Raw genomic sequence first — 12375 nt, 5'->3', positions numbered from 1 at the left:
AGGCCTTTGACCTCGACGAGGCAAGACCTAGCTTAGGCTCCGAACCCAACCAGCGGGCGGCTTCCGCCCGGTCGAAATCATCACGGAGATCCGTCTTGCAGAAACGCCGTCTCGGTCGCACCGACCTTTCCATCGCGCCGCTGGTTCTGGGCGGCAACGTCTTCGGCTGGACTGCCGACGAGAAAACCTCTTTCGACCTGCTCGACCGCTTCGTCGGCGGCGGTCTCAACGCCATCGACACGGCCGACGCCTATTCGCGCTGGGTGCCGGGCAACAAGGGCGGTGAATCCGAAACCATCATCGGCAGCTGGATGAAGGATCGTGGCAATCGCGACAAGGTCGTGGTGATCACCAAGGTCGGCTCGGATATGGGGCAGGGGCACAAGGACCTGTCCGCCGCCTATATCGAAAAGGCCGTCGATGCCTCGCTGAAGCGGCTGCAGACCGATGTCATCGACCTCTACCTGTCGCACTGGCCCGATCCGACCACGCCCTATGAGGAAACCCTCGGCGCCTACGAAAAACTGCTCGCCAAGGGCAAGGTCCGCCATGTCGGCTGCTCGAACCTCGACGCTGGCCAGTTGCGCGCGGCACTCGACGTGGCGAGCCTGCGCAGCCTGCCGCGCTACGAGGTTCTGCAGCCGGAATACAATCTCTACGACCGCTCGTCCTTCGACGGGCCGTTGCGCGATCTGTGCGTGGCCGAGGATATCGGCGTCATCACCTATTTCAGCCTGGCCAAGGGTTTCCTGAGCGGCAAATACCGCAGCGAGACCGATCTTGGCCAAAGTCCACGCGGCGGCGGGGTGAAGGACTATCTCAACGCGCGCGGCATGCGCATCCTGGCAGCGCTCGATGTGGTGTCGGCGAGGCATTCGGCCAAGCAGGCGGAAGTCGCGCTTGCCTGGGTTATCGCGCGGCCAGGCGTCACCGCACCGATCGCCAGCGCGACCAAGCCGGAGCAGATGGACAGCCTGATCAAGGCGGCTTTGCTGAAATTGACCGCGGACGATATGGCCGAGCTCGACAGAGCGAGCGGCTGAGGTTTCGGCCGCGCCCTACGCACGAACGTCCAAGACCATGCTCCTGTCTTGCCATAGCGTCCTGCGCTCGTGGCAAGACAGAGGGTGCAATGACGGAGCCGCTTCTTTCGCAACCGGAGCTTTGGCGACCGCTGCTCGCGCTGGTGCTGGCCGCCACTGTGGTCATGGGCAGTCCAGGTCCGGCAACGATAAGCGTCACCGCTGTTGGCGCCGCCTTCGGCCTGCGCGATTCGCTGCGCTACACCTGCGGGATCGTTGTTGGCACGACCGCCGTCTTGCTGGTCGTGGCGACCGGGATCAGGGCGGTGCTTGGCTCGATGCCGAAGCTGGCGCCGGTGCTGGTTGTCGCGTCCGCCGCCTACATCCTCTATCTCGCTTTCAGGATCGCCACGGCGCCGCCGCTGGCGGCACGCACGGCCGAGGCTTCGCGCCCGACCTGGCTGGCCGGGTTTCTGCTGGCGGTCGCCAACCCCAAAGCCTATGTGGCGATCGCCGCCGTGTTTGCCGGCGCCTCGTCTAACCAGGGCGGTGTCGAGCTTAGCCTATGGCTGAAGCTGACGGTTCTGGCGGGAATGATCGTTGTCATCCATGCGGTGTGGCTGCTTGGCGGTGCCGCGTTCGCGCGCTTCCTGCGCAGGCCTGTTGCCTCGCGCATCATCAATCTGGTCTTCGCCGCGACGCTGGTGCTGACCACGGTCCTGGCTGTCTACGGCTGATTGCCTGGCCGAAGGGCCTTCAGGCCTTCGCGCCGAGCTCCCGCAGCCGCTTCACCGCAGTCGGCGGGAAGGCCGGAGGGTTGGGCGCGCGGGATGCCTCGACGAGCATCTGGTCGCAAGCGGCTTCCGTCTCGCCGATCAGCCGCGCCATGAACTCGTCCTTGCCGAGGCCCGGCGGAATCGGCGGCAGGAAACGCGCCTTGATGGTGCCGGGGTACCGCAGGAACTTGCGGCGCGGCCAATAGAGGCCGGCGACATGGGCGACCGGCACCACCGGAACGCCGAGCTGCGCGTAGATTTCGACGATGCCGTATTTGTAGGCCGGCTCGTCGCCGGGCGCCCGGCGCGTGCCCTCGGGATAGATGATCAGCTGGCGCGGGTTGCGCGCCATCTCTGCCTTGGTCGCCGCGACCACAGCCTTCAGGGCTTTGGAGCGGCTGCCGCGATCGACCGGGATCATGCGCATCTTCATGATGTACCAGCCGAAGAACGGGATCCAGGTCAGCTCGCGCTTGAGGATGTAGAGCGGGTCCTGAAGAAAGGGGAAGAAGGCGATTGCGTCCCAGAAGGACTGGTGCTTGGGCGCCAGGATGAAGGAGCCTTCGGGCAGGTTTTCCTGCCCGGTGATGTCGCTCGTGGTGCCTGCGATCTTGTCATAGAGCCACATGCAACTGCGCGACCAGAATTTCGGCACGAACCAGGCACGGTGGCGGGGCGACAGGAAATAGTACGGGGTCCAGAGGATCATCTGGACGATCAGATTGACGTAGAAGACGAAGTTGAACGCCAGCGATCTGACATAGAGCATGGGGGAGGTCCGGTGAGGAGGTGTGCGTTGGTTACACCAAGCAGCGGCAAAAAGGAAACAGGGCGATGCGGCTCACTCTACCAGGTCGCCCGTGCTAGACGTTCCCTCAGGCGTGGGGCGGCGAAATCGAGGAAGGCGCGCAGTTTCACCGGTAGCCGGCCCTGGCCGGCGTGCACCAGGTTTACCGGCCACGGCTCCGGTTCGAATTCCCCGAGTACCGGGCAGAGTGTCCCTGAGCGCACAGCAGCGACGATCTGGTAGGAAAGCACGCGCGTCATCCCGACACCTGCAATAGCGGCATCGATCGCTGCCTCGGCGGTGTTGACCCGGAGCCTGGAGCGGACAGGGACGGGAACGTCAGCCTTTTCCACTGAGAAGGTCCATGTGGCGAGTGAGCCAAGGCCTTCGAAGGTGATGCAGCTGTGCGTCTCAAGGTCTTTCGGGATTTTCGGAGCCGCGTGCTCGGCGAGATAAGCCGGACTTGCGCAGACGACATGCCTGATCGAACCGACCCTGGTCGCGAGCATGCGCGAGTCCGGCAGCCGGCCGATGCGGATGGCGAGATCGATATGCTCCTCCGCCAACTGGCTTATCCTGTCGCCGAGCGTCAGGCGGATATCCACTTGCGGGTAGGTGGAGAGGAACGCGGTGACGATCGGCAGCACGTGAAGCCGGCCGAAGACGATCGGCGCGGTGATGATCAGTTCGCCGGTCGGAGCGCTGTATTCGCCGCCGGCGACGCGTTCGGCCTCGCCGACCTCGTCGAGAATGCAGCGGCAGGCGGCAAGATAGGCGTCGCCCGCGTCGGTCAGCGTCAGCCGGCGTGTCGAGCGGTTCAGCAGACGTGTCTGCAGATGCCGTTCCAGATCTGAGATCTTGCGGCTGACGGTCGCAAGTGGAACGCCCGAACGGCGTGCGGCGGCGGAAAGGCTACCGGTCTCCACCGTCGCGACGAAAAGGGACATGGCCTCGAGGCGATCCATTATTTCTTCCGGAAATTGGAAGGATTGATTGCAAATATGCCATCTACATCCGGCAAGTGGAAGAGTGCAAATAAGCGGCGTGACCAACAAGGAAATCGCAATGCCGCGCATCACCACGCCATCGTCCATCGCCGCTGCTCCCACAGCAACGCAACCCGTGCTGCAGGCTGTCGAGAAGCAGCTTGGTGTCGTGCCGAACCTGTTTCGCATGGTCGCCAACAGTCCAGCCGCGCTCGAAGGCTATGTCGCCATGTCGGGGGCGTTGGCCAAGGGTCGGTTGCCTGCACCCACACGCGAGCGCATTGCGCTGGCGGTCGCCGAGATCAATGGCTGCAGCTACTGCCTGTCCGCACACACCTACCTTGGCAAGAACCTCGCCCGGCTCGACGATGCCGAAATGCTCGCCAACCGCCACGGTGGCTCCACTGACCCCAAGGCCGCCGCGGCGGTGCGTTTTGCCGCCAAGGTTGCGCAGAGCCGCGGGCATGTCAGCGATGAGGATCTCTCCGCCGTGAGGCTGGCGGGTTATGACGACGGACAGATCGTCGAGATCGTCCAGCATGTCGCCCTGAACGTCTGGACCAACTATATCAATGAAGTTGCCCAGACCGAGATCGATTTTCCGGTTGTTTCTGTCCGCGATGCTGCGTGAATCCGGAAAGGGCTGGCGGTGTCCGCCGGTCCCGCCCTTCATGCCGTAGAGGATTCCCATGTCTGAAAGCCGCCCGCCGCTTCCGCCTTTCACCGCCGAGACCGCAGCGCAAAAGGCGCGGATGGCCGAGGATGCCTGGAATTCGCGCGATCCGGCACGGGTCGCGCTCGCCTATACGACCGACAGCCGCTGGCGCAACCGCGCTGAATTCCTGCAGGGTCGCGATGCTATCCAGGCCTTCCTGGCACGCAAATGGAGCCGCGAGTTCGACTATCGGCTGATCAAGGAGGTCTGGGCGTTTCACGGCAATCGCATCGCCGTGCGCTTCGCCTATGAATGGCACGACGACAGCGGCTCCTGGTTCCGCAGCTACGGCAATGAGAATTGGGAGTTCGACGAGCACGGGCTGATGCGCCTGCGTATCGCCAGCATCAACGACCTGCCGATCGCGGAAGCCGACCGCAAGTACCATTGGCCGCTCGGGCGCCGCCCGGATGACCATCCAACATTGTCGGAGCTCGGGCTTTAAAAACCGGTTCCGAGTAAGGAGGCTTTCGATGGACGCGCATGCTTTCACCAGTGATGTCGCCTTCACGCCGACCGTCAAGGCGATCCAGGCGCGCAAGGGTTCGCGCCAGTCTTACGCCCGCGTCGAGGAGCGTGGTGGCTGGCAGGCCGTCATCACACCGGACCTTGCCGCCTTCATCGAGATGCAGACCAGCATCTTCCTGTCGACGGCCAATGGCGATGGCCAACCCTATATCCAGCATCGCGGCGGGCCGGCCGGCTTTCTCAAGGTGCTGGACGAAAAGACGATCGGCTTCGCGGATTTTTCCGGCAACAGGCAGTTCATCACACAGGGCAATCTGGCGGACAATCCACGCGCCTTCCTGTTCCTGATCGACTACATGCTGCGCCAGCGCATCAAGATCTGGGGTACGGCGCGCGTCGTCGAAGGCGATACTGAACTGATGGCGAAGCTGATGCCTGGGGATTACAAGGCGCGGCCCGAACAGGTCATCCTGTTCACGGTCTCGGCCTGGGATTCCAACTGCCCGCAACACATCCCGCAGCGTTTCGAGGCGGCTGATGTGGCTGCAGCGCTTGGCGAGCGGGACAAGCGCATTCAGCACCTTGAACAGGAGGTCGCGCGTCTCAAGGGGATGTCAGGCGCTACCGCCAAGGACTGATGCCTGGATCAGCCGCCGGCCGCGGTCTCGGCCAGCGCGATGCCGTCTGGGGTTGGCTTCATCGGCACGATGCCGCGCGCCAGCGCCAGCAGATATTTGGTGTATTCGGTGAACAGCACACGCAACGCCCGTGGCTTGGTCAGCCAGCCGCCATTGTCGAGGTTGGAATTGACCACCGGGTAGGGTTCCAGCTTGGCGCCATGCAGCAGGCGGCCCATTTCCAGCAGGCTGCGCGGCATGTGGTAGTTGTTGGTGACGAGGATCACGGTGCCATAAGCGTGGCTTTCGACCCATTTGGCGCTTTCCTCGGCATTGCCGATCGTGTCGAGCGCGGCCCGGTCGATATCGACGCAGCAGGAAAACAATTTCTTGTCGCCACCGGTCGCGACCTGGAGCTGGCGACGGCTGGCGGAAGGATGCACGCCGCTGATCAACAGCCGCTCGCCCTTGCCGGACGCCAGCAGATCCATCGCGGCGTCGAGGCGCGACTGGCCACCGGTGAGCACGATGATGGCATCGGCCTTGGCCGGGTTGGCGGGCGTGGTCAGATGGGCGACCTTGTTGGCGAACCAGCCGAAGCCGCCGGCAAACAAGGTTGCAAGGACGAGGAGGGAGAGCGCGGATATCCGCAGTGCGGTCTTTAAACGGCTAATCCCGCCGTGGTCGCGCAGACGCGCAACCACCACTGGCATCTGTCCAACCGTCCCGGTCGAATTCCGCACGTCCATAGCCATATGGTTAATCCCGAAATGCGGTCTTTGGTAGGTAAAAGACGCAATTTGCGTTACACCGGTTCTCCATCCGTGATCACTTTGCTTCCATCCACGCCAAAGCATGTCCCTTTTCATGCGTCGGGTTGGCGAACGTCGATATCGCTGAGATAGGCGACGACGGTGGCATGCGAGGTTGCCGCAGTCAGCGCGCCGATCACCAGCACCATCAGGACGACGCCGAGATAGCCCGCCGAACCGATGGCGAAATTGCCGAACAAAGCGGTTGCCTGGTCAGCCTGCGGCGTCGCCATGTTGCGCGACGACCACCAGGAAAAGACGATGAAAACGAGGACCGCCGCCGCGCCGCCGGCGGCAGCACCCTTCATGCCGGTGACCAGGAAATGCCGGCGGAATTCGCGCGCGATGAAGGCCGCCTCGGCGCCGACGAAATGCAGCACCTCGATGATGTGGCCATTGCCGGCCATGGCGCCGCGGGTGGCGAACACCACGGTCAGCACCGTCGCCGACAGCATCAGCGCCAGCACGGCAATGCCGATGGTCACCGTGGTGCGGGCCATGGCCACCAGCCGGTCGACCCAGGTGCGGTGATCGTCGAGCGATGCACTCGGCAGTTTCGGCGTGATCGCGGCGCGCATGGCGGTGAAGTCGGGCGGGCTGTTCTCGTCGATGGTGACGATGATCAGGCGCGGCACCGGCAGCTCGTCGATGTTGAGGCCCGAACCAAGCCATGGCTCCAGCAGCCTTGCCGTCGCGTCGCGGTCGATGATCCTTGTCGATTTGACACCGGGGAATTCGCCGGCGATCTGCGAGGCCTGGGCAAGGGCTGCCTCCATGTCGAGGCCGTCGGCCGGCTTGATCTGGATCGTCGCCTCGCGCGAGATCTGGTTCTCCCAGACCGAAGCGGTGTCACGCACCAGCGTCACCGCGCCGAAGGTCAGGCAGGACAGGAAGGTCATGATGGCGATGACCAGCACCAGGGCGCGTCCGGCGATATTCTGCGCCGGCACGATCGGCGCCATCCGGCGTTGGACGCGCGGCCTTGCCTCGGCGGCCTCGGCTTCCTGCTGATGCTCTTCGAGATGTTCGGCGGACAGGTCAGTCATAGATGTCCAGCCTTCCGCCGGCCAGGATCATGCGGCGCGCGTCGACCTGTTCCATCAGGCCAAGGTCGTGAGTGGCGATCACCACGGCGGTGCCGAGACGATTGAGCTCGATGAAGAGCCGCAGCAGCCGTCGCGCCAGCGGCGGATCGACATTGCCGGTCGGCTCGTCGGCCAGCAGGATCTCCGGCTGTTCGATCAGGGCACGGGCGATGGCGGCGCGCTGCTTCTCGCCGCCCGAAAGCACCGGCGGCAGCACATGCATGCGCTCGCCCAGCCCCACCCATTTCAGCAGCTCGGTGACATCGGTGCGGTAGCTCGCTTCCTCGCGCCCACGCACGCGCAGCGGCAGCGCGACATTCTCATAGGTGGTCATGTGGTCGAGCAGGCGAAAATCCTGGAACACCACGCCGATCCGGCGCCGCAAATGCGGCAGTTCGGTGCGCGAGATGCGTGAGCGGTCCTTGCCGAAAATGGTGATCAGCCCGCGCGTTGGTTTCAGCGACATGAACAAAAGGCGCAGCAACGTCGTCTTGCCGGCGCCCGAAGGGCCGCTCAGGAACTGGAAGGAGCGCTCCGGTATATGCAGGGAGATGTCGCGGAGGATTTCCGGACCCATGCCATAGCGGAGGCCGACATTTTCGAAGCGAATCAATTTCGACGACCTGAAATTCCTGGCAGTGCCAAGCCTGCCTGTTCTGCGAAAAGACCATCGGCCGGCATGGTTAACCGGCGGTTAATTCCTGGGTTGTTTCGGCACGTCACGAGGGCTCCGGTGGGGAAGCGTTAACCATTTTTGTTTACGCAAAAGAAACGAAAAGCGAACACGCGCAATAACGGGGCCATGATGGCTGACGAACGAACCGCGCGCCCGGTTTCCGGCGAAATCATGACCGATGCCCCGGCAATTGCCGCGGCGGACCGGATCGTGCGCGGCCCGGCGGCCGATATCGTCGATGCCGACTATGAAGTGATGCCGCGCCTTGTCCCTACCGTGGAAAGTGTTTCACCGCCGCCGCGCCTGATTGTCACGCCGTCCATCGAAGGCATGGACATGCTGCGCAAGCCGGAAGCGCCTGCGGAACGGCCACCAGCCGTCCGCGGCGGGCCGATTTTCTGGATCGCCGGCATTGGTGCCGCCTTGGCCGCCTTCTGGGTCTCCGGCGGCCATGCGCTGGTGCGCCAGGCGCCGTTCCTGTCCGGCGCTCAAGCATCGGCGCTGACCATTTCAGGCGTCACCTCGCACGTCGACGCCTCGGGGGCCAATCCGGTGCTGTTCGTCGATGGCGAGGCCGCCAATGACGGGACAGGACCGGCGACAATGCCGCCGCTCGAAATCCGGGTTACCGGCAATGACGGACGCACAACCCGTTATACGTTGGGGACATCCGGCCATTCGCTGGCATCGGGCGAAAGATTCGGCTTTGCCAGCCGGCTCGACGTGCCTAAGAACGGCGTAAGGACTGTGTTGGTCACCTTCGCCGAATAGCGTGCGTCGATATTCAGGTGAGGCCGGCCTGCAAACGGCGGTTCCCTGCGCCTCCGGTGCTCACGTACGAAAAGTACGCTCCGCTCCGGTTCTCGCGAACCACCGTTCCGGCTCGGCCTGACCTGAATCTCAACACACGCTCGGTGTGAAGGCGTGTGGGTAAAAACTTGAGGGGGCGAAAAATGCCAATCGTACGCGACAAGGACATCGAAGTCCTGTTTTCGGCATCGGCGATCGCGCGCCGCAATCTCGAACTCGCCAAGGAGATTGCCGAGCACGATTACCATGATCTGCTGGTGATTTCGGTGCTGAAGGGCTCGTTCATTTTCGCCGCCGACCTGATCCGTGCCATGCATGATGTCGGCCTGTCGCCCGAGGTCGAGTTCATCTTCATTTCCAGCTATGGCGCCGGTACCACCAGCGGCGAGGTGAGGGTGCTGCGCGACATCGACAATGAGGTTGCCGGCCGCGACGTGCTGCTGATCGACGACATTCTGGAATCGGGCAAGACGCTGACTTTCACCCGTGACCTGATGCTGTCGCGTGGCGCGAAAAGTTGTGCCATCGCCGTGCTGCTCGACAAGCGCATGCGCCGCCAGACCGCGCTCACCGCTGATTATGTCGGCTTCGACTGCCCCGATTATTTCGTCGTCGGCTATGGCATGGATGTCGCGCACGCCTTCCGTGAATTGCCGTTCGTGGGTGTCGTGAAAGGCGACGCGTGAGGCCGTTGCCTTGCGCCGACAAGTTCTGAAAAAGGCCTTAACGGCGGCGGAAAAATTAGCCCGGTCAGGCGCTGGGTACCTTCAGAAAAAGTCAACTTTTCGCGGCCAAATTGCCGGCCATGGCAAAGCTTCTGATCGTCGAGGACGATGAATCCGTCCGTACCCTCGCTGCCCGCGCGCTTGAACGCGCCGGCCACGCAATCGATATCGCCGCCGACGGCGCCCAAGGCCTGGCGCTGATCCGCGCCGCGCATGGCGGTTACGATCTCGTCGTCTCCGATATCCGCATGCCGGAAATGGACGGCATCGAGATGGCGATCGCGGCCGCCGCCCTTTTCCCGGCGATGAAGATCATGCTGATGACCGGTTATGCCGACCAGCGCGAGCGCGCCGAGGAGTTGGACGGCATCATCCTCGATGTCGTGCAAAAGCCCTTTACTCTGGCCGAAATCCGCTCGCGCGTCGAACGGGCGCTGATCTGCTTCGCTTGATCAGGCTGGATCTCTGATAGCAAGCACCGGCGCCGTACTCACGCGCCGTCCGATGTTCAGCGCCAGCAGGCCGGCGCCGATGATCAGGGCCGCGCCGATGACGGTCGTTGACCTGGGCACCTCGGCGAAGAACAGGAAACCCCAGAGCGGCGACCACAGAATGCCGGTGTATTCGAAGGTGGCGACGCGGTTGGCCGGCGCCAGCCTGTAGCCCTGCGACAGAAGGATCATGCCGGCGGAGGCGACGAAACCGCAGGCGGCCATTTTGAGGAAATCCGGCAGCGTCGGCCATATCCACGGCCGCACCAGGAACTCCAGGCTCGGGTGGACCGCGTGGGTTATGCCGGCCAGATGGAATGTGCCGGCGACCACGCCAGCGCCGATGAGATAGGCGCCGTTCTGATAGAAGGCCATGACGGTGGACGATTCGGTATCGCCGATCTTACGCGCCATCAGCTGGGAGAAACCGTAGAGCGCTGCCGAGCCCAGCGACAGCAGCGCCGCCCAGTCGAACAGGCCGGCGCCGGGGCGCACCATCACGACGACGCCAAGCAGTCCGATCAGCACCGTCGCCAGCGTCTGCCAGGAGACGCGTTCGCCGAGATAGGGGCCGGCCAGCGCCATGATGAACAGCGGCGCCATGAAATAGAGCGCCACCGCATCGGCCAGCGGCAGCGCGGCGATGGCCAGATAATACACCGTGTAGGAGCTGAACTGAATGAAGGCCCGGATCGTCAGCAGGCCGAACCGCTTCGACAGGACTGCCCGCAGCCCGACATCGGCGTGGACGAGCACAATCAGGATCGGCAGGGCGATGATCGAGCGGATCGCCATCACCTCGGTCACCGGGTAACCGCTCGATACGGCCTTGACGAGCGGGTCCTGCAGCGAGAAGACCAGCACGCCCAGACACAGGCTCAGGATGCCGCGCACCATCCTATTCTGCATCTGCGTTCCGGCTCCTGCGCGTGTGACCCGAAGCTTTCGCCTGCGGGTAAAAAGAACCCGCCACCGTTTCGGGCAGCGGGCACGAGTGAGGACTCTTGATTGGTCCGCGGCCGATTTCGCAGCCGCATATCCAATGGGTGAGACGACTATCATCCCGCGTTTGACATGTTGCAAACGAATTGGAATGATGCCAGCAATCAAATCTGCTTATGATGGATTTTCATGCGCCCAACCCTCGACAGCGATCTGCTGCGCACCTTTGTCGCCATCGCCGAGGCCGGCAATTTCACCAGGGCGGCCGAGCAGGCCGGCCGCACCCAGTCGGCCGTGTCGATGCAGATGAAGAAGCTCGAAGAGCTGGTCGGCGACAGCCTGTTCGAGCGCGGCTCACGTGGCGTCGCGCTGACGCGGCGTGGTGGCGAACTCATCGTCAATGCCCGCCGCATCGTCTCGCTGCTCGACGAAACGGCGGCGTCGATGGCGGCGGCGCCGCTCGGCGGGCCGGTGCGCATCGGCATTCCGGAGGAATATGGCCACGCCATCCTGTCGCGCGCGCTGGGCGCATTCTCGAAACGCCACACCAAGGTCGAGGTCACCGTGCGCTACGCGCATTCGGAGGCGCAGCTGGCAGCGCTCGCCGCCGGCGAACTCGATCTATGCGTCGTGTTCGAATGGCAGGATCCGGTCGGCGGCGAAGTGCTGATGCACGACCCGACGGTCTGGGTGACGTCGACGCTGCATCACATGCACGAGGAACGGCCGGTGCCGATCGCGCTCTACAACCGGGTCAGCTGGTGCAAGGACTTTGCCATAAAATCGCTGGAGCAGCGCGGTCTTGCCTACCGTGTCGCCTATACCAGCGACACCACCGGCGGCCTGAAGCTCGCCGTCACCTCGGGGCTGGCGATCGCGCCGATCTCGCGCAGCAACATCCCGGACGGTTGCCGCGAACTGACGTCCGCCGACGGGTTTGGCGACATCGATTCCTCCAATGTGGTGATGCATCGCAGCCCGAACGCGTCAGGCGAGGCGATCGACGGCATGCAGGAGGCGATCCGCGAGGCGTTCGTCAACCGGCAAGGTCAGTCTCTCACATCCTCATAGAAGGTCAGGCGGTTGCCGAACGGATCGGCGACCGTGATCTCCTTCGTCTTCCAAGGGGTCTCCTCCAACCCCGGCCTGGCAAAGCGGTACTTTCTTTCGGTCAACTCGTGGTGGAGTCCCGCAATGTCGGTCGTCTCGATCCGGAGATGAGAGCCCGGCGCGCCGTCGCCATGATGTTCGCTCAGATGCAAGACGCAGCCGTCGCGATAAATGCCTGTGTAAAGCGGCGTGTTGTCTTCGTAGCGGTGTTCGAACTGCACTTCGAAACCGAGAAAATCGAGGTAGAATTCATGCGCCTTGGCAACATCGAAGATGCGCAGGATGGGCGTGACGGTACCGAGCTTCGGCATGGTGTTGCAACCGTTCGAGAGGGGGGGCGGGCAGGGTTTGGG

The 12375-nt window shown here is 63.5% G+C and carries 16 protein-coding genes; 9 read left to right on the top strand and 7 right to left on the bottom strand.

Going from position 1 to position 12375, the window contains the following annotated elements; genetic code table 11:
- Nucleotides 1-95: 95 nt before the first annotated feature.
- Together CKW40_RS33325 and CKW40_RS33320 are read left to right on the top strand one after the other, a co-directional pair.
- Entirely contained in the window at nucleotides 96-1043 is a 948-nt protein-coding gene (locus CKW40_RS33325) for an aldo/keto reductase (protein ID WP_095203984.1), read from the top strand.
- 89 nt (nucleotides 1044-1132) lie between these two features.
- Nucleotides 1133-1759, top strand: coding sequence for a LysE family translocator (locus tag CKW40_RS33320; RefSeq protein WP_095203983.1), 627 nt, complete (start codon nucleotides 1133-1135; stop codon nucleotides 1757-1759).
- A 19-nt stretch (nucleotides 1760-1778) separates the two neighbouring features.
- Here the strand turns inward: CKW40_RS33320 and CKW40_RS33315 are convergent, their stop codons facing one another.
- Both CKW40_RS33315 and CKW40_RS33310 read right to left on the bottom strand, forming a co-directional pair.
- On the bottom strand, nucleotides 1779-2567 hold the full coding sequence (locus tag CKW40_RS33315) for a lysophospholipid acyltransferase family protein (RefSeq protein WP_095203982.1): 789 nt from the start codon (nucleotides 2565-2567) through the stop codon (nucleotides 1779-1781).
- Between the two features lie 77 nt (nucleotides 2568-2644).
- Nucleotides 2645-3550, bottom strand: coding sequence for a LysR family transcriptional regulator (locus CKW40_RS33310; protein WP_095203981.1), 906 nt, complete (start codon nucleotides 3548-3550; stop codon nucleotides 2645-2647).
- A 100-nt stretch (nucleotides 3551-3650) separates the two neighbouring features.
- Between CKW40_RS33310 and CKW40_RS33305 the strand changes: the two genes are divergently transcribed.
- The 3 genes from CKW40_RS33305 to CKW40_RS33295 are packed head-to-tail and all read left to right on the top strand — an operon-like array spanning nucleotide 3651 to nucleotide 5392.
- A complete protein-coding gene (locus CKW40_RS33305; protein WP_095204035.1) occupies nucleotides 3651-4202 on the top strand; it encodes a carboxymuconolactone decarboxylase family protein in 552 nt (183 codons plus the stop codon).
- A 58-nt stretch (nucleotides 4203-4260) separates the two neighbouring features.
- On the top strand, nucleotides 4261-4731 hold the full coding sequence (locus tag CKW40_RS33300; RefSeq protein ID WP_095203980.1) for a nuclear transport factor 2 family protein: 471 nt from the start codon (nucleotides 4261-4263) through the stop codon (nucleotides 4729-4731).
- Between the two features lie 28 nt (nucleotides 4732-4759).
- A complete protein-coding gene (locus CKW40_RS33295) occupies nucleotides 4760-5392 on the top strand; it encodes a pyridoxamine 5'-phosphate oxidase family protein (protein ID WP_095203979.1) in 633 nt (210 codons plus the stop codon).
- Nucleotides 5393-5400: 8 nt separating this feature from the next.
- Here the strand turns inward: CKW40_RS33295 and CKW40_RS33290 are convergent, their stop codons facing one another.
- The 3 genes from CKW40_RS33290 to ftsE all read right to left on the bottom strand — a co-directional run bounded on the left by CKW40_RS33290 (nucleotide 5401) and on the right by ftsE (nucleotide 7881).
- On the bottom strand, nucleotides 5401-6126 hold the full coding sequence (locus tag CKW40_RS33290) for a YdcF family protein (protein ID WP_095203978.1): 726 nt from the start codon (nucleotides 6124-6126) through the stop codon (nucleotides 5401-5403).
- 110 nt (nucleotides 6127-6236) lie between these two features.
- On the bottom strand, nucleotides 6237-7229 hold the full coding sequence (locus CKW40_RS33285) for a cell division protein FtsX (protein ID WP_095203977.1): 993 nt from the start codon (nucleotides 7227-7229) through the stop codon (nucleotides 6237-6239).
- The gene (gene ftsE, locus CKW40_RS33280) at nucleotides 7222-7881 is read right to left on the bottom strand and encodes a cell division ATP-binding protein FtsE (RefSeq protein WP_010911739.1); all 660 of its coding nucleotides are present in this window, start codon (nucleotides 7879-7881) and stop codon (nucleotides 7222-7224) included. Before ftsE ends, CKW40_RS33285 begins: the two co-directional genes overlap by 8 nt.
- Before the next feature lie 189 nt (nucleotides 7882-8070).
- On the opposite strand from ftsE, the gene CKW40_RS33275 reads away from it, so the two are divergent.
- The 3 genes from CKW40_RS33275 to CKW40_RS33265 all read left to right on the top strand — a co-directional run bounded on the left by CKW40_RS33275 (nucleotide 8071) and on the right by CKW40_RS33265 (nucleotide 9931).
- Nucleotides 8071-8715: a hypothetical protein gene (locus tag CKW40_RS33275; RefSeq protein WP_095203976.1), complete on the top strand. Its 645-nt coding sequence runs from the start codon at nucleotides 8071-8073 to the stop codon at nucleotides 8713-8715.
- Between the two features lie 182 nt (nucleotides 8716-8897).
- A complete protein-coding gene (gene hpt, locus CKW40_RS33270; RefSeq protein WP_095203975.1) occupies nucleotides 8898-9440 on the top strand; it encodes a hypoxanthine phosphoribosyltransferase in 543 nt (180 codons plus the stop codon).
- A gap of 119 nt (nucleotides 9441-9559) precedes the next feature.
- On the top strand, nucleotides 9560-9931 hold the full coding sequence (locus CKW40_RS33265; protein WP_179298209.1) for a response regulator: 372 nt from the start codon (nucleotides 9560-9562) through the stop codon (nucleotides 9929-9931).
- Here the strand turns inward: CKW40_RS33265 and CKW40_RS33260 are convergent, their stop codons facing one another.
- Nucleotides 9932-10879: a DMT family transporter gene (locus CKW40_RS33260; RefSeq protein WP_095203973.1), complete on the bottom strand. Its 948-nt coding sequence runs from the start codon at nucleotides 10877-10879 to the stop codon at nucleotides 9932-9934.
- A 222-nt stretch (nucleotides 10880-11101) separates the two neighbouring features.
- Here CKW40_RS33260 and CKW40_RS33255 point away from each other — a divergent pair, with 222 nt between their 5' ends.
- The gene (locus tag CKW40_RS33255) at nucleotides 11102-11983 is read left to right on the top strand and encodes a LysR family transcriptional regulator (RefSeq protein ID WP_095203972.1); all 882 of its coding nucleotides are present in this window, start codon (nucleotides 11102-11104) and stop codon (nucleotides 11981-11983) included.
- Here the strand turns inward: CKW40_RS33255 and CKW40_RS33250 are convergent.
- Entirely contained in the window at nucleotides 11962-12333 is a 372-nt protein-coding gene (locus CKW40_RS33250) for a glyoxalase superfamily protein (RefSeq protein WP_095203971.1), read from the bottom strand. The genes CKW40_RS33255 and CKW40_RS33250 overlap by 22 nt on opposite strands.
- Nucleotides 12334-12375 lie beyond the last annotated feature (42 nt).

It is taken from the genome of Mesorhizobium carmichaelinearum (assembly GCF_900199455.1).
In the GTDB taxonomy this organism is placed as follows: Bacteria; Pseudomonadota; Alphaproteobacteria; order Rhizobiales; family Rhizobiaceae; genus Mesorhizobium; species Mesorhizobium carmichaelinearum.
This window is presented reverse-complemented; position numbering and strand designations above follow the sequence as displayed.

What these genes read in the sequence shown, in the direction of transcription:
- CKW40_RS33315 (WP_095203982.1), bottom strand. Translation starts at nt 2,567, where the DNA reads ATGCTCTATGTCAGATCGCTGGCGTTCAACTTCGTCTTCTACGTCAAT.
- CKW40_RS33260 (WP_095203973.1), bottom strand. Translation starts at nt 10,879, where the DNA reads ATGCAGAATAGGATGGTGCGCGGCATCCTGAGCCTGTGTCTGGGCGTG.
- CKW40_RS33290 (WP_095203978.1), bottom strand. Translation starts at nt 6,126, where the DNA reads ATGGCTATGGACGTGCGGAATTCGACCGGGACGGTTGGACAGATGCCA.
- CKW40_RS33305 (WP_095204035.1), top strand. Translation starts at nt 3,651, where the DNA reads ATGCCGCGCATCACCACGCCATCGTCCATCGCCGCTGCTCCCACAGCA.
- CKW40_RS33310 (WP_095203981.1), bottom strand. Translation starts at nt 3,550, where the DNA reads ATGGATCGCCTCGAGGCCATGTCCCTTTTCGTCGCGACGGTGGAGACC.
- CKW40_RS33320 (WP_095203983.1), top strand. Translation starts at nt 1,133, where the DNA reads ATGACGGAGCCGCTTCTTTCGCAACCGGAGCTTTGGCGACCGCTGCTC.
- CKW40_RS33255 (WP_095203972.1), top strand. Translation starts at nt 11,102, where the DNA reads ATGCGCCCAACCCTCGACAGCGATCTGCTGCGCACCTTTGTCGCCATC.
- CKW40_RS33295 (WP_095203979.1), top strand. Translation starts at nt 4,760, where the DNA reads ATGGACGCGCATGCTTTCACCAGTGATGTCGCCTTCACGCCGACCGTC.
- CKW40_RS33265 (WP_179298209.1), top strand. Translation starts at nt 9,560, where the DNA reads ATGGCAAAGCTTCTGATCGTCGAGGACGATGAATCCGTCCGTACCCTC.
- CKW40_RS33300 (WP_095203980.1), top strand. Translation starts at nt 4,261, where the DNA reads ATGTCTGAAAGCCGCCCGCCGCTTCCGCCTTTCACCGCCGAGACCGCA.
- CKW40_RS33275 (WP_095203976.1), top strand. Translation starts at nt 8,071, where the DNA reads ATGATGGCTGACGAACGAACCGCGCGCCCGGTTTCCGGCGAAATCATG.
- CKW40_RS33250 (WP_095203971.1), bottom strand. Translation starts at nt 12,333, where the DNA reads ATGCCGAAGCTCGGTACCGTCACGCCCATCCTGCGCATCTTCGATGTT.
- CKW40_RS33285 (WP_095203977.1), bottom strand. Translation starts at nt 7,229, where the DNA reads ATGACTGACCTGTCCGCCGAACATCTCGAAGAGCATCAGCAGGAAGCC.
- hpt (WP_095203975.1), top strand. Translation starts at nt 8,898, where the DNA reads ATGCCAATCGTACGCGACAAGGACATCGAAGTCCTGTTTTCGGCATCG.